This window comes from Aquamicrobium sp. NLF2-7, from assembly GCF_022359935.1.
In the GTDB taxonomy this organism is placed as follows: domain Bacteria; phylum Pseudomonadota; class Alphaproteobacteria; order Rhizobiales; family Rhizobiaceae; genus Mesorhizobium; species Mesorhizobium lusatiense.
In genome coordinates this window covers 3,074,473-3,094,835 of record NZ_JAKSED010000001.1, presented here as the reverse complement: position 1 = coordinate 3,094,835, position 20,363 = coordinate 3,074,473, and the positions used below count along the sequence as shown (strand labels likewise).

The 20,363-nt window shown below is 63.3% G+C and carries 14 protein-coding genes and 2 riboswitches; of the genes, 9 read left to right on the top strand and 5 right to left on the bottom strand.

The annotated features are described in order from the left end of the window. Positions 1-136: 136 nt before the first annotated feature. The gene (locus MIC97_RS15190) at positions 137-1,333 is read right to left on the bottom strand and encodes a cell wall hydrolase (RefSeq protein ID WP_239800704.1); all 1,197 of its coding nucleotides are present in this window, start codon (positions 1,331-1,333) and stop codon (positions 137-139) included. A 161-nt stretch (positions 1,334-1,494) separates the two neighbouring features. Between MIC97_RS15190 and MIC97_RS15185 the strand changes: the two genes are divergently transcribed. Beyond that, positions 1,495-1,845, top strand: coding sequence for an ArsC family reductase (locus tag MIC97_RS15185; protein ID WP_239800703.1), 351 nt, complete (start codon positions 1,495-1,497; stop codon positions 1,843-1,845). A gap of 68 nt (positions 1,846-1,913) precedes the next feature. Here MIC97_RS15185 and MIC97_RS15180 read toward each other — a convergent pair whose 3' ends face one another. Both MIC97_RS15180 and MIC97_RS15175 read right to left on the bottom strand, forming a co-directional pair. Continuing rightward, entirely contained in the window at positions 1,914-2,264 is a 351-nt protein-coding gene (locus MIC97_RS15180; protein WP_239800702.1) for a DUF488 domain-containing protein, read from the bottom strand. Positions 2,265-2,271: 7 nt separating this feature from the next. After that, on the bottom strand, positions 2,272-3,546 hold the full coding sequence (locus tag MIC97_RS15175; protein ID WP_239800701.1) for an aminopeptidase: 1,275 nt from the start codon (positions 3,544-3,546) through the stop codon (positions 2,272-2,274). A 163-nt stretch (positions 3,547-3,709) separates the two neighbouring features. Here MIC97_RS15175 and MIC97_RS15170 point away from each other — a divergent pair, with 163 nt between their 5' ends. The 8 genes from MIC97_RS15170 (at position 3,710) to MIC97_RS15135 (ending at position 16,245) form a co-directional block, all read left to right on the top strand. Beyond that, positions 3,710-4,879, top strand: a complete 1,170-nt coding sequence (locus tag MIC97_RS15170) for a YbfB/YjiJ family MFS transporter (RefSeq protein ID WP_239800700.1) — start codon at positions 3,710-3,712, stop codon at positions 4,877-4,879. Between the two features lie 167 nt (positions 4,880-5,046). Then, positions 5,047-5,712 carry a tetratricopeptide repeat protein gene (locus tag MIC97_RS15165; protein WP_239800699.1) on the top strand — a complete coding sequence of 222 codons (666 nt, stop codon included), beginning with the start codon at positions 5,047-5,049 and terminating at the stop codon, positions 5,710-5,712. 3 nt (positions 5,713-5,715) lie between these two features. Then, positions 5,716-7,152 carry a ribosome biogenesis GTPase Der gene (gene der / locus MIC97_RS15160; protein ID WP_239800698.1) on the top strand — a complete coding sequence of 479 codons (1,437 nt, stop codon included), beginning with the start codon at positions 5,716-5,718 and terminating at the stop codon, positions 7,150-7,152. A gap of 347 nt (positions 7,153-7,499) precedes the next feature. Further along, positions 7,500-8,855: a glutamine synthetase family protein gene (locus MIC97_RS15155; RefSeq protein WP_239800697.1), complete on the top strand. Its 1,356-nt coding sequence runs from the start codon at positions 7,500-7,502 to the stop codon at positions 8,853-8,855. Between the two features lie 240 nt (positions 8,856-9,095). Further along, a riboswitch (cobalamin riboswitch) is annotated at positions 9,096-9,315 on the top strand. 102 nt (positions 9,316-9,417) lie between these two features. After that, a complete protein-coding gene (locus MIC97_RS15150; protein ID WP_239800696.1) occupies positions 9,418-12,312 on the top strand; it encodes a ribonucleoside-diphosphate reductase subunit alpha in 2,895 nt (964 codons plus the stop codon). Positions 12,313-12,472: 160 nt separating this feature from the next. Continuing rightward, the gene (locus MIC97_RS15145) at positions 12,473-13,594 is read left to right on the top strand and encodes a ribonucleotide-diphosphate reductase subunit beta (RefSeq protein ID WP_239800695.1); all 1,122 of its coding nucleotides are present in this window, start codon (positions 12,473-12,475) and stop codon (positions 13,592-13,594) included. Between the two features lie 273 nt (positions 13,595-13,867). Next, positions 13,868-15,115, top strand: a complete 1,248-nt coding sequence (locus MIC97_RS15140) for an aromatic ring-hydroxylating dioxygenase subunit alpha (protein WP_239800694.1) — start codon at positions 13,868-13,870, stop codon at positions 15,113-15,115. 23 nt (positions 15,116-15,138) lie between these two features. Beyond that, complete coding sequence (locus tag MIC97_RS15135; RefSeq protein WP_239801157.1) at positions 15,139-16,245, top strand: hybrid-cluster NAD(P)-dependent oxidoreductase; 1,107 nt, start codon at positions 15,139-15,141, stop codon at positions 16,243-16,245. A gap of 142 nt (positions 16,246-16,387) precedes the next feature. On the opposite strand, the gene metE is transcribed toward MIC97_RS15135, so the two are convergent. Both metE and MIC97_RS15125 read right to left on the bottom strand, forming a co-directional pair. After that, positions 16,388-18,715 (bottom strand): 5-methyltetrahydropteroyltriglutamate--homocysteine S-methyltransferase, encoded by a 2,328-nt coding sequence (metE, locus tag MIC97_RS15130; protein ID WP_239800693.1) that lies wholly within the window; start codon positions 18,713-18,715, stop codon positions 16,388-16,390. A gap of 93 nt (positions 18,716-18,808) precedes the next feature. Further along, a riboswitch (cobalamin riboswitch) is annotated at positions 18,809-19,020 on the bottom strand. A 75-nt stretch (positions 19,021-19,095) separates the two neighbouring features. Continuing rightward, a complete protein-coding gene (locus tag MIC97_RS15125; protein ID WP_239800692.1) occupies positions 19,096-20,355 on the bottom strand; it encodes an ABC transporter permease in 1,260 nt (419 codons plus the stop codon). Positions 20,356-20,363 lie beyond the last annotated feature (8 nt).

Genomic DNA, 20,363 nt, shown 5'->3' with positions numbered 1-20,363 from the left:
GCCACGTGGGAGTTTTCAAAAGCAAAGTATTATGCCTGTAAAATCAGCATCTTACCCAGATGCGACATCGTGCCCGCCAGCTCGTCCCCACAAGGAAGGGAGAATCTCCCCCTTTCCGCCGCCACTGCGCGAGGTATCAGCTCCAGCCACCGCCATAAGTGCGATAGAAGATATGAAGGCCGATCTTGGTCATCTTCTTCATGCTTCTGGCCCAGCCGGGGCTGACATAGCTGGCGTAGTAGTGGGTGGACGATCCCACTTCAGGCAGAAAGATCTTGCCCGCCGTCACCGCAAGGGCGATTTCCTCGGCCACCTTGTAGTGGCGCGGCTCGGTCACGCGCTTCTTGCGGCCATCGCAGGCAAAGGAAAACTGGCAGCGATTGAGCCAGTGATCGTTCTGATAGACGACGCCGCAGATCGAAGCCGGATAGGTCGGATTGCGGACCCGGTTGAGAACGACCTGCGCCACGGCGGCCTGCCCGCGCACGGATTCGCTGCGCGCCTCGAAATAGATGGCGTTGGCGAGGCACTTCTGCTCCGCCTTGGAAAACACGGTGGCCGGCAGGGGATTGCGCATCCAGGCATGATCCCCTTTGCTCATCGGCGGGATGAAGCGCCCGCCGCCGGGCTCCTCTTCCTGCAAAAGCGCCTTGAACGGCGAGGACTTGGCGTAATCGACGGTGGCCGGCGCATAGGCGGTTGCCAGAATGTCCGGCTTGTCGTTGTTGACGAGGCTGGCCAGCATGCTCGAGACGCCCGGCGTTGCCTTCGGCTCCTCGCGCAGATGGAAAGCAGAAGCGATCTGTACTTCCTTGCCTTTGATCTTCGGCTTGGCAAAAGCCATCTTCATGCCGCCATCAAGGCTCTTGCGCAGCATCAGCGACGACGTGCGCTCGAAGATGGACCCTGCGTTGAAGTTTTTAGGCGGCGCTACCGGCGCGATCTTGACCAGACGGCTGCCTTTGCCCTGACGCACCACGCGATCCTCATCCGGCACTTCCTCGATGATACCGTTCTTGGAGCGGAAGGCCACTTTGCCGACACCCGGCAGCGCCACACCGGACCCCGCAAGGGAGGCTGCGGAAACCGCCGAAGCAGCGGAAGCCTGGAAAGGCATTTCAGCTGCCTGCGTCGAGCCGACGACAGACTTCTCTATATAGGCGTTCCAGCGCGCATTGGCGTCGAGACCGGAAACGAGGCTGGTCATATCCTGAAAAGCGGTAACGGTCGGGAATCCAACCCAGATACCCAGTCCAACGAGCAGGGGAGCGATGAACGAACCTTGCCTGCCACCGGCGGCGGCCAGCGGCCGCTTCACGACACGTCGATGCACGGAAACTCTCCAGAACGCTACAGAACTCACTGGAATCGAAAATGATGCATTAACCTTGATGGGCGGTTAACGGAGCAGGATTTCCTGTCACAAATCCAACCTGACAAGCCGGCACGAATCGGCTTCAGTCCGGGCAGTCATTTCAGCGCGAGGACAATCGATTGACGATCACCATGTACGGCATCCCCAATTGCGACACGATCAAAAAGGCGCGGAACTGGCTGGAAGGTCAGGGCGTTGCCTATACCTTCCATGATTTCCGCGCCGATGGGCTGAACAAAGGCACGCTGGAGGGCTGGATCGGCAAGGTCGGCTGGCCGGTTCTGCTCAACAAGGCCAGCACGACGTTTCGGGGCCTTCCCGATACCGACAAGCAGGATCTGAGCGAAGACAAGGTCAAGGCGCTGCTGCTTGATCATCCAACCATGATCAAGCGCCCGGTGCTGGACATGGGCAAGAAAGTTCTGGTCGGCTTCAAGCCCGATATTTACGCGGCAGAGGTGAAGGCATAGGCGGATAACGCCCGACAGCCCTTGCAGGCGAGGTTCCGGCAGGGATTCGCGGACCTCCGAGGGAAGCTTCAGGCTTCACTGAGATATGCCGCCAGTGCGACGGCGTTGTTGTGCTCCTCGTCATGGGCGGCGAACAGGAGCGTGACCTTGCCTTTGGCCATCAGGGCACGCAACTCGGCAAGGGCGTCCGCCTTGCCACCCAGTTCGGCCCTGTAGCGCTTCTGAAATTCCGCCCAGCGTTCAGGATCATGGCCGAACCAGTGGCGCAGCTCATCGCTGGGCGCGATATCCTTCAGCCACAGGTCAAGATGCGCCTTCTCCTTGCTCAGTCCTCGCGGCCAGAGCCGGTCGACCAGAACGCGCTGCCCGTCGCTTTCAGCGACGGGTTCGTACACGCGCTTGACGGCCAGCTCAGGCATGTCAATTTCAGGCCCACTCGCCGGCGCGCATCAACGGCACCCTGCGGCCATCTTCATGAACGCCATCGATGTCGACCTCGTCGGAGCCGATCATCCAGTCGATATGAATGAGGCTCTTGTTGCCGCCCTTTGCCGCAACTTCGTCCGGCGTGAGCTTGTCACCGCCGACAAAGCACTTGGAGTAGCACTGGCCAAGCGCGATGTGGCAGGAGGCGTTCTCGTCGAACAGCGTATTATAGAAGAGAATGCCGCTCTTCGAGATCGGGGAGGAATGCGGCACCAGCGCCACCTCGCCCAGCCGGCGCGCGCCCTCATCGGTATCGAGCACCTTGTTGAGAACGTCCGCGCCCTTCGATGCGGTCGCCTCGACAATGCGCCCTTCCTCGAAGCGCACCGAAATATCGTCGATCAGCGTGCCCTGATAGGACAGAGGCTTGGTCGAGGAAACATGGCCGGAAACGCGCAGGCGGTGCGGCGTGGTGAACACTTCCTCGGTCGGGATATTGGGATTGCAGGTGACGCCGTTCTTCGCGGTAGAGGCACCGCCCATCCATTCATGCCCGTCGGCAAGACCAAGCGTCAGGTCGGTGCCCGGCCCGGTGAAATGCAGCGAATGGAAGCGGTGGCCGTTCAGCCACTCGGTGCGCTTTGCCAGCGCCGCGTTGTGCTCACGCCATGCCGCGACCGGATCGTCATTATCCACGCGGCTCGCCGCGAAGATGGCCTCGGCCAGCTTGCCGACCGCCACCTCGTCGGACACGCCCGGAAACACCTGCCGCGCCCATTCCACTTCCGGATAGGCAAGGATGGTCCAGTTGATGTCGAAGCCGGTGATCTTTTCCAGCGCGGGCTGGTAGGCGGTGGAGTTGGCCTTGTTGGCACGGGCCACTTTCGCCGGGTCCTGCCCCGACAGCAGGGAGGGATTGTCGCCGCGCACCGCAAGGCGGGCAGCATTCTGCGCATAAGCCCTGGCCATGCCCTCATGCAGCCAGCTGGCGGCACGGTCGAAGCTGGCGTCCGAGCCATAGCGGAAGCGGGCGAGCGTGATCTCGTCATCGGAGAAGATCGGCGTCACCAGACCGGCGCCGGCCTTGTAGGCCTGCTCAACGATGCGGCGCGTCAGCGGCAGGGCGGCAATCGAGGAGGTCAGCACCAGATCCTGCCCCGGCTGAAGCTGAAGGCCCACTTTGATCGCCACCTCGGCCAGCCGGTCGAGCTTCACCGGATCGATGACACCTGAAAAATCGCCGGCGGCCGAAAGCGAAGGGGCATGTGCTGTCATGGGTGGAAAATCCTGAAGATCAGTTGCGTCGAAATCTATAGATAGACCCGTAGCCAATGGCTTTCCAGCCTTATGCCCGTCCTGGTGCAGGCATGGTGCGCGCCGCATCTGGCCCAACGAAAGCCGGATTGTATCGCCGGCACGCGCAAATATTGTGGGCGCCATGAACGCCGCATCCGCCTCCCCCGTCCGATTCGCCCTTGCCGGAGCGATTGCGCTTGCCGTTGCCATGGGCATCGGCCGCTTCGTCTACACGCCGATCCTGCCCGGCATGATGGACGGGCTCGGCCTGTCGGCATCCGATGCGGGCCTGATCGCCTCCGCCAACTATGTCGGCTATCTGGTCGGGGCGCTGGTGGCTGCGGGCGGCTGGGCGCAGGGACGCGAGCGCGCTGTCGCACTGGCAAGCCTTGCGCTCAACGCGCTGCTTGCAGCGGCAATGGGGCTGGTCACCGGAATAGGTTCTTTCATCATCATCCGCTTTCTGGCCGGCGCCGCCAGCGCCATGACCATGGTGTTCATGGCCAGCATCGTCTTCAGCCATCTGGCGAAGGGTGGCCGCAACGAGCTGCAATCCCTGCATTTCAGCGGCGTGGGAACCGGCATCGCCATTTCGTCGCTGCTGATGGTGGCGCTGGCGACGACACAGGCGGACTGGACGGCGGGCTGGTACTGGTCCGGCGCGGTTTCTTTTGTTGGTCTCGTTCTCGTTGCCTTCCTCGCGAATGAAGGCCCGGCCGGCAGCGGCAGTTCCGGCCGCGAGCCGCCACTCCCCAGGGATGCGGCCCTTTACAAGATCATCCTTTCCTACGGGTTGTTCGGCTTCGGCTATGTGATCACCGCCACCTTTCTCGTCGCCATCGTGCGCCAGAACGGCGAAACGCGCGTGTTCGAAGCGCTGGTGTGGCTGGCAACCGGCGTTGCCGCCGTTCCTTCGCTCTTCCTGTGGCAGACTTTCGCCCGGCGCTCTTCCATCTATAAGGCCTATGCCCTTTCCTGCATCGTGGAAGCGATCGGCGTGGCGGCGAGCGTCATGATCTCCGGGCGGATGGGGCCGCTTGCCGGCGGCATATTGCTGGGCGCTACCTTCATGGCCCAGACGGCGCTCGGCCTGCAGGCAGCGCGCCAGCTTGCGCCGCAGGCCCCCCGGCGCGTCTTTGCCATCATGACCGCCTCCTTCGGGCTTGGCCAGATCATCGGACCGCTGGTTTCGGGACTGCTGGTCGAGTGGTCGGGAAACTATGTGTCCGCCTCCCTGCTGGCGGCTGCGGTGCTTGTCATCGCGGCGGGTATCGCGTGGTCGGCAGCTCCCCGCCTGAACAAGGCCCCATAAACCTGCCTTCATTTTACCGGCTTATCGTCGGCAGGCCCCGTCCATAAAAAGCAGCGGTCCAGCCGGGGCGCGGAGCGAATTTGAGGCTTGCCCCTTCCATGCCGGGGAATTTCAGCTAAAACGCAGGCGAACACACCGCCATAGCGGCAAGAAACGGTTTTGAGTGAATGGCCGACGACAGCTTTATCCGCGAAGTCAATGAAGAGATCCGCAAGGAGCAGGCGAAGGCGGTCTGGGACCGGTTCGGCCCGATCCTGATCGCCATCGCCATTCTGGTCGTTCTCGCAACCTCGGCTTTCGTCGGCTACCGCCATTGGGACGAAAGCCGCGCCAACCGTTCGGGCGATGCCTTCTCGCAGGCGCTCACCCTTGCCAATGAAGGCAAGCAGGAGGAAGCTCTGGCCGCGCTCGCGGAAATCCAGAAGGACGGCTACGGAGCCTATCCGGTTCTGGCGCGTCTGCGCGCCGCCACCTTCAAGGCCGACAGCGGCGATGTAGGGGCCGCCGTCACCGAACTCGATGCGGTATCCGCCGACAGCGCCATTCCGCAGGGTCTGCGCGACATGGCGAAGCTGCGTGCGGCTCTCCTTCTGGTCGACACCGGCTCCTATGCCGACGTATCTGCCCGTGTCGAGGCGCTCGCCGTGGATGGCAATGCGCTGCGCCATTCCGCCCGCGAAGCGCTCGGCCTTGCTGCCTGGAAGGAAGGCAAGTCAGCCGACGCGCTCAAGCTGTTCGACCAGATCGTCGACGATGAGCAGGCTCCGCAGAACATTCGCCAGCGCGCTACCCTGATGTCCGAACTGATCCGCGGTTCGGGCAATGCGTCGTGAGACATGAGCTTCAAAGCTGCAATCATCGGCCGGCCTAATGTAGGCAAATCCACGCTCTTCAATCGACTGGTCGGGCGCAGGCTGGCGCTCGTCGACGACACGCCGGGTGTAACCCGCGATCGACGCACCCACGCCGCCAAGCTCTACGACCTTGCCTTCGAGGTGATCGACACGGCCGGCTTCGAGGATGCCCCGGCCGCCACCCTACCCGGCCGCATGCGCGCCCAGACCGAGATCGCCATCGACGAGGCCGATGTCGTCTTCTTCGTGGTCGATGCCAAGGCAGGGCTGATGCCCGACGACCGCACTTTCGCCGATGTGGTGCGCCGCTCCGGCAAGCCGGTGGTGCTGGTTGCCAACAAGGCCGAAGCGCGCGGCGCTCAGGGCGGATTGCTGGAGGCGTGGGAACTCGGCCTCGGCGAACCCGTGCCGGTCTCGGCCGAGCACGGCGTCGGCATGCCGGACCTGCGCGATGCCGTGGTCGAGGCGCTGGGCAAGGAACGCGCCTTCGGCAAGGACGAAGACGAGGACGACGAGATACCTGCCGCCAGCGAAGTGCTGATCGGCGAGGACATCGCCGATCCCGAAGCCGATGCGCCTGCCTATGATGAAAGCAAGCCGCTGCGCATCGCGGTCGTCGGCCGTCCCAATGCGGGCAAGTCGACGCTCATCAACGCGCTGATCGGCGAGGAACGTCTGCTGACCGGGCCGGAAGCCGGCATCACCCGTGATTCCATCTCCGTCGACTGGGAGTGGCGCGGACGGCAGATGAAGCTGTTCGACACGGCCGGCATGCGCCGCAAGGCAAAGGTGCAGGAGAAGCTTGAAAAGCTTTCCGTGGCCGACGGCCTGCGCGCCATCCGCTTCGCCGAGATCGTCATCATCGTGCTCGATGCCACCATTCCCTTCGAGAAGCAGGATCTGCAGATCGCCGACCTCATCATCCGCGAGGGACGCGCGCCGGTCATCGCCTTCAACAAGTGGGACCTGATCGACAATCCGCAGCAGCTGCTGGCGGAACTGCGCGAGAAGACCGAGCGGCTGCTGCCCCAGGTGCGCGGCATTCAGGCGGTTCCGGTTTCGGCAGAGACCGGACGCGGCCTCGACAAGCTGATGGAAGCGGTGGAGCGCACCCACAAGGTGTGGAACAGCCGCGTCTCGACCGGCAGGCTGAACCGCTGGCTGGAAGGCATTCTCCAGCATCATCCGCCGCCCGCCGTGGCCGGACGCCGGCTGAAGGTCAAATATGTCACGCAGGCCAAGACCCGCCCGCCGGGCTTCGTCGTTTCCTGCTCGCGGCCGGAAGCCATGCCGCAGTCCTATGTGCGCTATCTGATCAACAATCTGCGCGAAGCCTTCGACATGCCTGGGGTGCCGATCCGCGTGGCGCTGCGCACCTCCGACAATCCTTTTGCCGGCCGAGCCCGCAAGAAGAGCTGACACCTCGAGCTTTCCTGACCCGGCTTGGCAAGGCTGTTGCCGCCGGGTAGTGTGTTCCTGAACGGTCCGGAATACAGGGCCGGGGGGAAGCTACGGGGCCGCATTTCATCATTTCTCGTCCCGGCAGGTCTCCTGCAGCTTCAACGGGGACGAATCAAAATTCCTGGGAACAGGACACAACGGTCCGGCCGACCGCCAGCCACAAACGGTGCGTGCACGCAGCACCACCCCGCTCATTCTTTCATTGCAATCCATTCTGCCGGTGCAATGCCCGGCCTGAACGCGCGCGGCCTTCGCCAAGCCACGCGCGTCGCCACCCCTATGTTCAACCAACCCGGAGGTATCAATTGAGTGAAGCTATCAGGGAGGTGCTGGACTGGCTGAAGAGCCGGCCTGACATCCACAGCCTGAGGGCCGCGGTGTGCGACCTGAACGGCATCATGCGCGGCAAGCGCATCCCCGTCGATCAGGCTGCCAAGGCACTGGAAGGCAAGTTGCGCATGCCCTACTCGGTGTGCGGCGTCGACGTCTGGGGCGAGGACATCGTGGGCAACAAGCTGGTCTTCTCGACCGGTGACGCCGATGGCATCTGCCAGTGGACCGGTCGCGGCATCCTGCCGATGGACTGGACCGCCCATCCCACCGCGCTCATTCCGCTCTGGCTGTCGGATGAAAGCGGCGCGCCTTTCCTTGGCGATCCGCGCCGGGCGCTGGCCCGCATTCTCGATCGCTACAAGGCGCTGAAGCTGACGCCGGTCGTCGCCACCGAGCTGGAGTTTTATCTGGTCGACCCGAAGCCTGCCCGCCCGCGCGGGCCGGTCTCGCCGATCACCGGCCGCCGGCTCGATTCCGACGCGGCCCTTTCCATCGATGAGATCGACGACTTCGAAGGTTTCCTGCACGAAGTCTACGAGGCCTGCCGCCTACAGGACATTCCCGTCGACTCGGCCATTGCCGAGAATGGCGTCGGCCAGTTCGAGATCAATCTCAACCATGTTCCCGACGCACTGCGCGCCGCCGACGACGCCATACTCTTCAAGCGCACCGTCAAGGGCATCGCGCGCAAGCACGGCTTCATCGCCTCCTTCATGGCGAAGCCCTATGGCAAGCGCTCCGGCAGCGGGTTTCATGTCCATTTCAGCCTGCTCGACGAAGACGGCAAGAACGTCTTCGATGACGGCACGCCGCGCGGCTCCGACATATTGCGCCATGCGGTGGGCGGGCAACTCGCCGCCATGGCGGAAAGCACGCTGGTGTTTGCCCCGCACTTCAATTCGTTCCGCCGCCTGCGTCCGAACTCGCATGCACCAACCGCCGTTGCCTGGGGCTATGAGAACCGCATGGTGGCGATCCGCATCCCCGGCGGTCCAAACGCAGCGCGCCGCATCGAGCATCGCGTGGCCGGGGCCGATGCAAATCCATATCTTGTGCTGGCTGCCATATTGGGAGCCGCGCTCATCGGCATCGAGAGGCAGCTGAACCCCGGTGAACCGGCGACAACCGATGTTTACGAACGCGACATGACCAAGCTGCCGCCCGACTGGGCCTCGGCGATTGCCAGCTTCGAAAACGGAAACCTCGTCGCGGAAATCTTTCCGGACGCGCTGCGCGGCTCTCTCGTCGCGTGCAAAAAGCAGGAACTGGAGACCTTCGCCCTGAGGGTCAACAATTTCGAATTCGAGACCTATCTGGAAGCGATCTGATACCAGCCGGCGGCGGATCGGTTTCCGCCGCCGCATCTTCCTGTGGTTATACCCGTGTTTCTCGTCGGCAGGGAGTTCCGGACGGCATCAAAATGCGTCAGGAATGCCGCCCACTTGCCCGGTCTGGCAAAAAACTTCCTATGAAGACTTTGTGCACAGGCAGCCTTTGGATTGTGGGCATAAGATAAATTCATCCATCAAATTCAAAATCAACCTGTTGACACCAGAACGGCTCCTGATACTAAATGTAGCCATCATGGTTCCTTCCAGCGCCAATATGGATCTGGAGGGCTAAGAGGGAAGTCGGTGCCCTTGCGAGGAAATCCGACGCTGCCCCCGCAACTGTAAACGGTGAGTCGTTGTCCCTTTTCGTGTCACTGGTGCGTTTCAGGCACCGGGAAGGCCGGACAGCGACGATGAGCCGTGAGCCAGGAGACCTGCCGTGATACTGCACGAAACTCGGGCGGGGTGTCCCGGAGGTGCGCTTGCCCACGTGGCCTGAGCCACGCCATCGGGCATGCGTTGCCGTCAGCTCCCCCGTCCACAGCGCCACGGGGATAAGATGCCGGCGACCACTGCACTCCAGACGATCGGGACCGATGCGGTTCCACCTTCCATAGAAAACGAAGCCCGGACCCCGACGGAGCCCGGCTACCGCATCATCCGCCGCAACGGATCGGTCACGCCCTTCGATCCGACCAAGATCACCGTCGCGCTGACCAAGGCGTTCCTGGCTGTCGAGGGCTCGGTGGCGGCCGGCTCGCGCCGCGTGCACGACGTGGTCAAGGACCTGACCGAGCAGGTTGTGGGCAACCTCACCCGCCGCATCGGCGAAGGCCGCACCTTCCATATCGAGGACGTGCAGGATCAGGTAGAACTGGCGCTGATGCGCTCGGAACACCACAAGGTCGCCCGCGCCTATGTGCTCTATCGCGAAGAGCGCGCCCGCGAACGTGCGGCCGCCAAAGCCGCCGCTCCTGAATCCGCCGCGCCGTCGCTCCACGTCACCCGCGCCACCGGCGAAAAGGTTGCGCTGGACGAGGGCCGTTTCCGCCGCATCGTCGAGGAAGCCTGCGAAGGGCTGGAGGCTGTCTCCCCGCAGCCGATCCTCAACGAGGCGCTGCGCAATCTCTATGACGGCATCACCGAGGACGAACTGTCGCTGGCGCCGATCCTTGCCGCGCGCACGCTGGTCGAGACCGAGCCCAACTACAGCTTCGTTTCCGCCCGCCTGCTGCTCGACCGGCTTCGCCGCGAAGCGCTGAGCTTCGTCACCGGCCGCTCCGAGCAGGCCACGCAGGCCGACATGGCCGAGCGCTATGCCACCTATTTTCCGGAATTCATCCGCACCGGCATCGAGGCCGACCTGATCGATCCCGAACTCGGGCGTTTCGACCTCAAGCGCATCGGCGCTGCTCTCAAGGCCGAACGCGACCTGAACTTCCAGTATCTGGGCCTGCAAACGCTTTACGACCGCTATTTCCTGCACACCAGGGGCAAGCGCTTCGAGCTGCCGCAGGCGTTCTTCATGCGCGTCGCCATGGGCCTCGCTGCCCGTGAGATCGACCGCGAGGCGCGCGCCATCGAGTTCTACAACCTGTTGTCGTCCTTCGACTTCATGTGCTCGACGCCGACCCTGTTCAATTCGGGCACACTCAGGCCACAGCTTTCGTCCTGCTTCCTGACCACCATCGGCGACGACCTCGACGCCATCTTCAAGGGCGTGAAGGACAACGCGCTGCTCGCCAAATATTCCGGCGGCCTCGGCAATGATTGGACGCCGGTGCGTGGCCTCGGCGCCCACATCAAGGGCACCAACGGCGAGAGCCAGGGCGTGGTGCCGTTCCTGAAGGTGGCCAACGACACCGCCATCGCCGTCAATCAGGGCGGCAAGCGCAAGGGCGCGGTCTGCGCCTATCTGGAAACATGGCACGTCGACATCGAGGAATTCCTCGACCTGCGCAAGAACACCGGCGACGACCGCCGCCGCACCCATGACATGAACACGGCCAACTGGGTGCCGGACCTGTTCATGGAGCGCGTCGAGGCAGACGGCGAGTGGACGCTGTTCTCGCCCGACGAGGTTCCGGATCTGCACGACCTTTACGGCACGGCCTTCCGTAACGCCTATGAAGCCTATGAGGCCAGGGCCGCGGCCGGCGAGCTGCGCGTCTGGCGCAAGATCCGCGCGCTCGACCTGTGGCGCAAGATGCTGACCATGCTGTTCGAGACCGGGCATCCGTGGGTCACGTTCAAGGATCCGTGCAACATCCGTTCGCCGCAGGGCCATGTCGGTGTGGTGCACTCCTCCAACCTGTGCACGGAAATCACCCTCAACACGTCGAAGGACGAGGTTGCCGTGTGCAATCTGGGTTCGATCAACCTTGCCAATCACGTCTCCGAGCAGGGTCTCGACCTCGACCGCCTCGCCCGGACCGTGGGCACGGCGATGCGCATGCTCGACAACGTCATCGACATCAACTTCTACACCATCCCCGAAGCGCGCGCCTCGAACCTGCGCCACCGCCCCGTCGGCCTTGGTCTGATGGGCTTCCAGGACGCGCTGCAGGCGATGCGCATTCCTTATGCTTCGGAAGGGGCTGTCGAATTCGCCGACCGCTCGATGGAAGCGATCAGCTACCACGCGATCTCCGCTTCGGTGGATCTCGCCGCCGAGCGCGGCCGCTATCCGAGCTTCGAGGGCTCGCTGTGGTCGAAGGGCATCCTGCCGATCGACTCTATCAGGTTGCTGGAAGAAGCGCGCCCCGGCGTGGACATGGACTCCACCTTCACCCTCGACTGGGCGAGCCTGCGCGAGCGGGTGAAGGAAACCGGTATGCGCAACTCCAACACCATGGCAATCGCACCGACGGCGACCATCTCCAACATCTGCGGCGTGGCGCAGTCGATCGAGCCCGCCTACCAGAACCTGTTCGTCAAATCGAACATGTCGGGCGACTTCACCGTGGTGAACGCACAGCTCGTCCATGACCTCAAGGCGCGTGGCCTTTGGGACGAGGTGATGGTCTCCGACATGAAGTACTTCGACGGATCGGTGGGCCAGATCGACCGTATTCCCGACGACCTCAAGGCACTCTACGCAACCGCCTTCGAGATCGACTCCTCCTGGCTGATCGAGGCGGCCTCGCGCCGCCAGAAGTGGATCGACCAGGCCCAGTCGCTCAACCTCTACATCGCCAATCCGAGCGGCAAGAAGCTGGACGAGCTTTACCGCTTCGCATGGAAGAAGGGCCTCAAGACCACCTACTACCTTCGTTCGCGCTCGGCCACCCATGTCGAAAAGTCGACGCTGAAGGGCACCGACGGCAAGCTCAACGCCGTTTCGCCGGCCAGCATGGCGGCAGCGGAAGCCGCGACGCCGATCGTGGTCGACCCCAGCGCGGCATGGGGCAAGGCCTGCGCCATCGACGATCCCGACTGCGAAGCCTGCCAGTAAGCAGGCCCCTGCCTCCCCCGCCGGGGAGGACAAAGCCGACAGGACGGGATGGGGTGATGTGACCCCATCCTGTGCCTCACCATTCATGCGATCCCGACCGGCACATGCCGACACCTGAAGCGTCAGGAATGGGGTGCGCCAAGCCTTCCGGAGAAATAAGATGCTCGACTGGTCCGAATCCAAAAACAACCCTTCCATCCCGCTTCCGGGCAAGGATGCGCCTGCCGGCGACGCCACCGGGCTTGGCGAGATCGAGCGGGGTGCGGCGCGCGTCACCGTCGATGAAAAGCGCATGATCAATGCGCGCGCCGACGTGAACCAGCTTCTGCCGCTGAAATACCGCTGGGCGTGGGAAAAGTATCTCGCCGGCTGCAACAACCACTGGATGCCGACCGAGGTCTCCATGCAGGCCGACATCGCGCTGTGGAAGTCGAAGGACGGGCTGACCGAGGACGAGCGGCGCATGCTCAAGCGCAATCTCGGCTTCTTCGCCGCGTCCGAATCGCTGGTCGCCAACAACATCGTGCTGGCCATCTACCGTCACCTCACCAACCCCGAATGCCGCCAGTATCTGCTGCGTCAGGCCTTCGAGGAGGCGATCCACACCCACACCTTCCAGTACATCGTGGAAAGCCTCGCGCTTGATGAGGGCGAGCTGTTCAACATGTACCGCGAGGTTCCCTCGATCACCGACAAGGCGGCGTGGGCGCTCAAGCACACCCAGAACCTCGACAACCCCGACTTCAAGACCGGCACGCCGGAAGCCGACCAGTCGTTCCTGCGCGATCTCGTCGCCTTCTACGTCATCTTCGAGGGCATGTGGTTCTACACCGGCTTCGCGCAGATCCTGTCGCTCGGCCGCCGCAACAAGATGGTCGGCATCGCCGAGCAATATCAGTACATCCTGCGCGACGAATCGATCCATCTGAACTTCGGCATCGACGTCATCAACCAGATCAAGCTGGAAAACCCGCATCTGTGGACGAAGGAGTTCCAGGATGAGGTGCGCGGCATGATTTCGGACGCCGCCGAACTGGAAGCCGCCTATGGCCGCGATACGATGCCGCGTGGCTTCCTCGGCCTCAATGCGGCGCTGTGCGAGCAGTACATGCACTTCATCGCCAACCGCCGCTGCGCCCAGCTCGGCCTTGCCCCGGTGTTCGCGGAAACCGAAAACCCGTTCCCGTGGATGAGCGAGGCGATGGATCTGAAGAAGGAGAAGAACTTCTTCGAGACCCGCGTCATCGAATATCAGAACGGCGGCGCGCTCGCCTGGGATTAAGCCCGGATGGCAGCGTAATCACGCGACATCGCCTGTCGTCCTGCGACGAGGCGATGTCGTTTTCACATGCCCCCGCACCTGCGAATGATGTTTAGATCGCTATAGCCCAAGGCATCTGCCTGTTTCCGCCTTCATCCGAAACAGGCACGCGGCCCGGCACAGTGGTTTCGACTGATCGCGGTGGGCGGTCAGGGAGCGAATGGCGGGTGACCCCTCGCGGGGCCGTTCATTCCCAAATCACCACCAAGTTCAGTCCTTTGGCGAGGACAGGACATGGACGCCCGTACGAGAATGCTTGAGCTCATCCGCACCCGCAAGCCGGGTCATGCGCTGGAGCAGCCCTTCTACATCGACCCCGATTTCTACAAGCTGGATCTGGAGCTGATCTGGTATCGCGACTGGCTGTTCATCGGCCATGATTGCGAACTGCCAAAGCCCGGCAGCTTCTTTACCGTGCAGATCGGCGACTATCCGGTGGTGATCGTGCGCGACCGCGAAGGAAAAATACGGGCGTTCCACAACTCCTGCCGCCATCGCGGCAGCCGTGTCTGCACCACGGCGAAGGGCACGCAGGCGCGTCTGGTTTGTCCCTATCACCAGTGGACCTATGACCTCGACGGCAAGCTTTTGTTCGCGCGCCAGATGGCCGACGATTTCGACCCCAGCTCCTATTCGCTGAAGCCTGTCGCCTGCGAGGCGACCGGGGGCTACATCTTCATCTGCCTGGCCGACCAGCCGGCCGATTTCGCGCCATTCCGCGCCGTGATGGACCCCTATTTCAACCCGCACCGCCTCACCGAAGCCAAGGTCGCCTTCGAGACGACGACGGTGGAGAAAGGCAACTGGAAGCTGGTTTGGGAAAACAACCGCGAGTGCTATCACTGCGCCAGCAACCATCCGGAACTCTGCAAGACCTTTCCGGAGGCTCCGAATGTCACCGGAGTCAACGATGTCGAGAGCGATCCCGAAATGATCGCCCACTGGGCCAAGTGCGAAGCCGCCGGTCTGCCGTCCCATTTCCGCATCAGCCCGGACGGCCAGTATCGCGCCACGCGCACGCCGCTCCTGCGCGATTCCGTCAGCTACACGATGAACGGCAAGGCAGCGGTGAAGCGCAATCTGTCGGATCAGGTCAATGCGGACCGCATCGGCAGCCTGATGCTCTATCACTATCCCACCACGTGGAACCATGTTCTGATCGACCATGCGGTGACCTTCCGCGTGCTTCCGCTCGGGCCGGAGGAAACCATGCTCACCACCAAATGGCTGGTGCACAAGGATGCGGTCGAAGGCGTCGATTACGACCCGCATGAACTCGCCCATGTCTGGATGGAGACCAACGAGCAGGACCGCCGCATCGTGGAGGAAAACGCCTTCGGCATCCGCTCGCCCTCCTATGAGCCCGGCCCCTATTCGGAACTTCATGAGGGCGGGACTATCCAGTTCGTGCAGTGGTATGCGGATTTCCTCGAACCGAGGCTGGCAGGTGATGGAAAATCGCGCCTGAAGAACGTCGCCTGACGAAGGAGGAGACGGTGAACGTCATGACCGATCCCGGCCTCTACCGCCATCTCGACGAGATGGCGCCGTGGAACGATCGCCTTCAGGTTCTGGAGGTGATCGGCATCACGGACGAGGCGCCGGAGGTAAAGACCTTCACCTTCCGCTCGGATGCGCAGACATGGTTCCGCTACATGCCGGGCCAGTTCATCACGCTCGAACTGCCCGTGGCCGACGAACCGATCATGCGCACCTACACGCTGTCGTCGTCGCCGTCTCGGCCGTTTTCCATCTCGGTCACGGTCAAGGCCCAGGCGGACAGCATCGGCACGCGCTGGATGTTCGACAATCTGGGCGTCGGTGCCCGCCTCAAGGCCTATGGACCGGGCGGCGATTTTTCGCATCACACCCATCCGGGCGCCAAATATCTGTTCCTGTCGGCGGGGTCGGGCATCACGCCGATGATGTCGATGCTGCGCTGGTTCAGCGACTGCGCGCCGGGCACCGACGTCACATTCGTCAACTGCGCTCGGCGGCCGGAAGACATCATCTTCCGCAAGGAGCTGGAACTGCTGAATTCGCGGATGCCCGGCCTGTCGCTGGCCTTCATCGTGGAGGAGCGTTCGCCACGCGAAGGCTGGTCCGGCCATATGGGACGCGTGGATGCGGTGCGCCTGCCGCTGCTCGCACCCGACTTCCATGAGCGCGAGATATTCTGCTGCGGGCCGGAACCCTATATGAGGGCCGTGCGCGACATGCTGCAAAGCGCCGGCTTCGACATGGCCTTCTACCATCAGGAAAGCTTCGGCGCGCCGCCGGCGGAGCCCGTGTCCCCACCTTTCGCCGAGGCGCAGACGGAAGCCGCCGAGCAGGCGGCCCCGGTTCAGGAGGTCGTGCCGGTGCACTTCAGCCTGTCGGAGGTAGACGGCGAATGCCTGCCCGGCCAGACCGTGCTGCAGGCGGCACGGGCCAGCGGCGTGCGTATTTCAGCTGCCTGCGAATTCGGCCTGTGCGGCACCTGCAAGGTGAGGAAGATTTCCGGCGAGGTCGAGATGAACCACAATGGCGGCATCCTCGATGACGAAATCGCCGAAGGCTATATCCTCGCCTGCTGTTCCAGACCGCTCGGCGAGCTGGAAATCGAAGCCTGACAACCCTGAAGTAGCCGGCCCGATGACAGTGGGCCGGGTTTGAGAATGCGCGCCCGCAGCCGGCAAATCCGGCGGCGGGCCTCCACAGCATCGATAATTCAGATCGTCCTTTGTGCGTCCGAGTGAACGCACGACGATCTCATCAGCTTGCCAGCGCCCGTAATTCGCGCGCGGCGGCCACCATGTTGACCAGCGCCGGCTTCACCTCTTCCCACTTGCGGGTCTTGAGCCCGCAATCGGGGTTGATCCAGATCTGGCTGTCGGACAGGCGCTTGCGCGCCAGTTTGAGCAGGTCCGTCATCTCTCCCGTATGCGGAACGCGCGGGGAATGAATGTCGTAGACGCCCGGCCCGATCTCGTTCGGATATTTGTAATTGCGGAAGGCATCGAGCAGTTCCATGCGCGAGCGCGAGGTCTCGATGGAGATCACGTCGGCATCCATCGCCGCGATGGCGTCGATGATGTCGTTGAACTCCGAGTAGCACATATGGGTGTGGATCTGGGTCGCATCCTCCACGCCCGTCGACGCCAGCCGGAAGCTGCCGACCGCCCAGTCGAGATAGGCCTTCCAGTCCGCCTTGCGCAGCGGCAGGCCTTCGCGCAGCGCTGCCTCGTCGATCTGGATCATGACGGCACCCGCCTTTTCGAGATCGACGACCTCGTCGCGGATCGCCAGAGCGATCTGGCGGCAGCTTTGCGAACGCGGAATGTCGTCGCGCACGAAGGACCAGTTGAGGATGGTCACCGGGCCGGTAAGCATGCCCTTGACCGGCCTGTCGGTCAGCGACTGCGCATATTGCCACCAGCGCACGGTCATCGGCTCCGGCCGCGAGACATCGCCGTAGATGATGGGCGGACGGACATAGCGGGAGCCGTAGCTCTGCACCCAGCCGGCCTGCGTGAAGGCGAAACCGGCAAGCTGCTCGCCAAAATACTGCACCATGTCGTTGCGCTCGAACTCGCCATGGACCAGCACGTCGAGACCGATTTCCTCCTGCCAGCGGATCGCGGCTTCCGTCTCCCTGCGCAGGAAGGCTTCGTAGTCGGCAGCGCTCAGTTCACCCCTTGCATGGGCGGCGCGCGCCTTGCGCACCTCGGCCGTCTGCGGGAACGAGCCGATGGTGGTGGTGGGGAATTTCGGCAGGTCGAGCTTGCCGGACTGATTTTCACGCCGCGCGGCAAAAGCGCTCCTGCGGCGTTCCATGGCCCCGGTGACCGCAGCAAGCCTGTCGCCCACCTTCCTGTCGTGCACCCGCGGCGACTTTCGCCGCGAGGCGATGGCGTCGGCCGATGCCTGCAGGGCATCCGCAACCCCGGCGCGGCCCTCCGACAGCGCACGCCCCAGCACGACCAGTTCGTCGAGCTTCTGCGTGGCGAAGGCGAGCCAGGACTTCAGCTCCGCGTCCAGCGCCGCTTCAAGCTCCAGATCGACCGGAACATGCAGCAGCGAGCAGGACGACGCGATCTCGATACGATCAAGCGGACGCGCCTCCACCACGGGCTTCAGATAGTTGAGTATGGCATTGAGATCGGCGCGCCAGACATTGCGGCCGTCGATCACGCCGAGTGACAGCACTGTGTTGGAGGACACCTTCGCCGCAACGGCTTCAAGCTGCTCCGGCGCGCGGGCCAGATCGACATGAAGGCCCGACACGGGAAGCGAAGCGGCGAGGTCGAGATTGTCGCCGAGCGCGCCGAAATAGGTGGCGAGCATCAGGTTGAGTGCGGGAACCTCAGTGGCGAAGTGATTGTAGGCCGCTTCGAGCGCGGCGCGTTCACCGGCTTCGAGATCGAGAACCAGACAGGGCTCGTCGATCTGCACCCAGTCCGCGCCGGCCGCGTGCAGGCGGTTCAGCAGGTCGGTATAGACCAGCAGAAGCTTGGGCAGCAGCGAGAGCAGATCGAATTCCTCGCCGCCGGACTTGGCAAGCCGGAGGAAGCTCACCGGCCCAAGCACGACCGGGCGCGTGTGGATGCCAAGCGCCTTCGCTTCAAGAAAATGATCGACCGGCTTGGTGGTGGCCAGCACGAATTCCTGATCCGGCGCCAGCTCGGGCACCATGTAGTGGTAATTGGTGTCGAACCACTTGGTCATCTCCAGCGCCGAGGTGGAATGGACATGGCCGGGGTGGCCGCAACCCGCATCCCCCTCACTGCCGCGCGCCATGGCGAAATAAGTGTCGAGCGGCACCTCGCCGCCGGTCCAGCCATAGCGCTGCGGGATCGCGCCGATCATGACGGTTGTGTCGAGCACATGGTCGTAGAGCGAGAAATCATTGGACGGAACGCGCGTGACGCCCTTTTCGGCCTGAAGCCGCCAGTTATCTGCGCGCAGACGTCTGGCCGTCTCGAGCAGCGCCTCGGCGCTGTCCTTGCCCGACCAGTAGTTTTCAAGTGCGAACTTCAGTTCGCGGCGGCGGCCGATGCGCGGCACGCCGAGCGTTGCAACGGAAACTTTCGATTTGGCCATTCCATAAACCCCGATGGTTGGGGCGGATGCGCAAGGCAGCCGTCAACACCCGCACGATGCGGGCATATCATGGCCTCCGGGACACCCCGCCCGTGGACGTGTTTTCGTCATGGCAGGTCTCCTGGCTCACGGGTCCTCGCCTGCGTCCGTCTTCCCAGGGCTTTCACCCCAGTGACCTGAATGGACGCAAGGCTATCCGTCTACAGTTGCGGGGGCAGCGCCGGCTTTCCCATGGAAGGCACCGGCTTCCCTCTTAGCTTCGGGGCAAAATCCCGCCCCGAAGAACCACGACGCCCGCAATCTCGGCGTTTCGGCAAACGATGTCAATATCACATAAAGAAATGTTTATATCGTGATTTGCTTTACTGGCAATACTCTTGCTAGGCGCGCAATGCCTGCGCCGGGCTCTGGCGATAGGCGATCAGCGCGGGAAGAAGGGTTGCAATGGCGCAGGCGAGCAACAGGCCGGCCAGCGTCCACAGGTCCGCCGTCTGGAATTCGACCGGCATGGCGACACCGCTGCTTTTAGCCAGATGCGAGGAGATTGCCCGTACGATGGCATAGCCGATCGCGAAGCCTGCAATGACGCCGGCCGCGACGAGCATGAAGACCTCCAGCCAGACCATGCCCATCACCACAGGCCGCGGCGCACCGAAGGCCCGCAAGGCGCCGATCTGGCGCCGGCGCTGGAGAACGTGAACCGCCACCACCATGAGAATGGCGGCACCGACAAGCCCCTGCGCGCCCATAGCCACGAAGCCAAGCACGCGGCGGGCATCACCCAGCGTGCCATAGAGCCGCGTCAGCACCTCGCCGGGAAAGACGGCGAGAGTCGTTTCGGTACGGTATTGCTGACGCAGATTGTAGGCATCGGCAATGCTTTTCGGCTTGACCAGAATGGCAGGAACGCCCGGATTGTCGGCGCTCAGCAACGCGGCCTCGTCGACCGGATCGCCCGCGAAGCCCGGCCCATGGTCGTGGCCGTGATCGTGCGGAACGTGAGCGACGGCGGCCAGCCCTGCCGTCTCCGCCTCGTGATCGTGGTCGGCATGTGCGGCCCACACGGACTGGATCGGCACCAGTATGGCCCGGTCCCACGGCGTGCCGGTTGGCGCCATGCGGCCGACGACGCGGTATTCCACATGCGCATGCACCTCGCCCGCCTCCCCGACACTGCCATGAAATGGATGGAAGCTGTCGCCTATATCGCGCGTCACCTGAGAGCCGACGATGGCATCGCCCAGATGGCTGAAGCCCTCGCCCTCAGCCAGTCCGCCCAGCATGCCGATGGCATCGCCGGTGGTGCCGACGATGGGATAGCCGCCAACGAAGTCGCCGAAGCCGACCGGAATGGCGTTTTCAACGCGCGGATCGGCACGCAGGGCCGACAATGTCGCCGACGGCAGCAGTTGCAGCGGTGCTGGCTGGAGAAAGATGGACGAGAGGATGAGCTGGGTTTCCGAACCGGCCGCGCCGACAACCAGATCGAAGGCTGCGGCGGCGCGGGCGCTGCCAAGCCGCAATGCGCGCTCCTGCAAGGTGACGGACACGCCGAGCGCCGTCGCCAGCGCGATCAGGAAGGCGAGAATGAGCGCACCGATCCAGTTGCGGCGCAGGTCGGCAAGAATGAAATGAAACATCCGGTATC

Excerpts from the sequence above, each read along its gene's own strand:
- MIC97_RS15140 (WP_239800694.1), top strand. The coding sequence starts at position 13,868 with ATGGACGCCCGTACGAGAATGCTTGAGCTCATCCGCACCCGCAAGCCG.
- MIC97_RS15175 (WP_239800701.1), bottom strand. The coding sequence starts at position 3,546 with ATGACAGCACATGCCCCTTCGCTTTCGGCCGCCGGCGATTTTTCAGGT.
- MIC97_RS15170 (WP_239800700.1), top strand. The coding sequence starts at position 3,710 with ATGAACGCCGCATCCGCCTCCCCCGTCCGATTCGCCCTTGCCGGAGCG.
- MIC97_RS15145 (WP_239800695.1), top strand. The coding sequence starts at position 12,473 with ATGCTCGACTGGTCCGAATCCAAAAACAACCCTTCCATCCCGCTTCCG.
- MIC97_RS15180 (WP_239800702.1), bottom strand. The coding sequence starts at position 2,264 with ATGCCTGAGCTGGCCGTCAAGCGCGTGTACGAACCCGTCGCTGAAAGC.
- MIC97_RS15135 (WP_239801157.1), top strand. The coding sequence starts at position 15,139 with ATGACCGATCCCGGCCTCTACCGCCATCTCGACGAGATGGCGCCGTGG.
- der (WP_239800698.1), top strand. The coding sequence starts at position 5,716 with ATGAGCTTCAAAGCTGCAATCATCGGCCGGCCTAATGTAGGCAAATCC.
- MIC97_RS15125 (WP_239800692.1), bottom strand. The coding sequence starts at position 20,355 with ATGTTTCATTTCATTCTTGCCGACCTGCGCCGCAACTGGATCGGTGCG.
- MIC97_RS15165 (WP_239800699.1), top strand. The coding sequence starts at position 5,047 with ATGGCCGACGACAGCTTTATCCGCGAAGTCAATGAAGAGATCCGCAAG.
- MIC97_RS15150 (WP_239800696.1), top strand. The coding sequence starts at position 9,418 with ATGCCGGCGACCACTGCACTCCAGACGATCGGGACCGATGCGGTTCCA.
- metE (WP_239800693.1), bottom strand. The coding sequence starts at position 18,715 with ATGGCCAAATCGAAAGTTTCCGTTGCAACGCTCGGCGTGCCGCGCATC.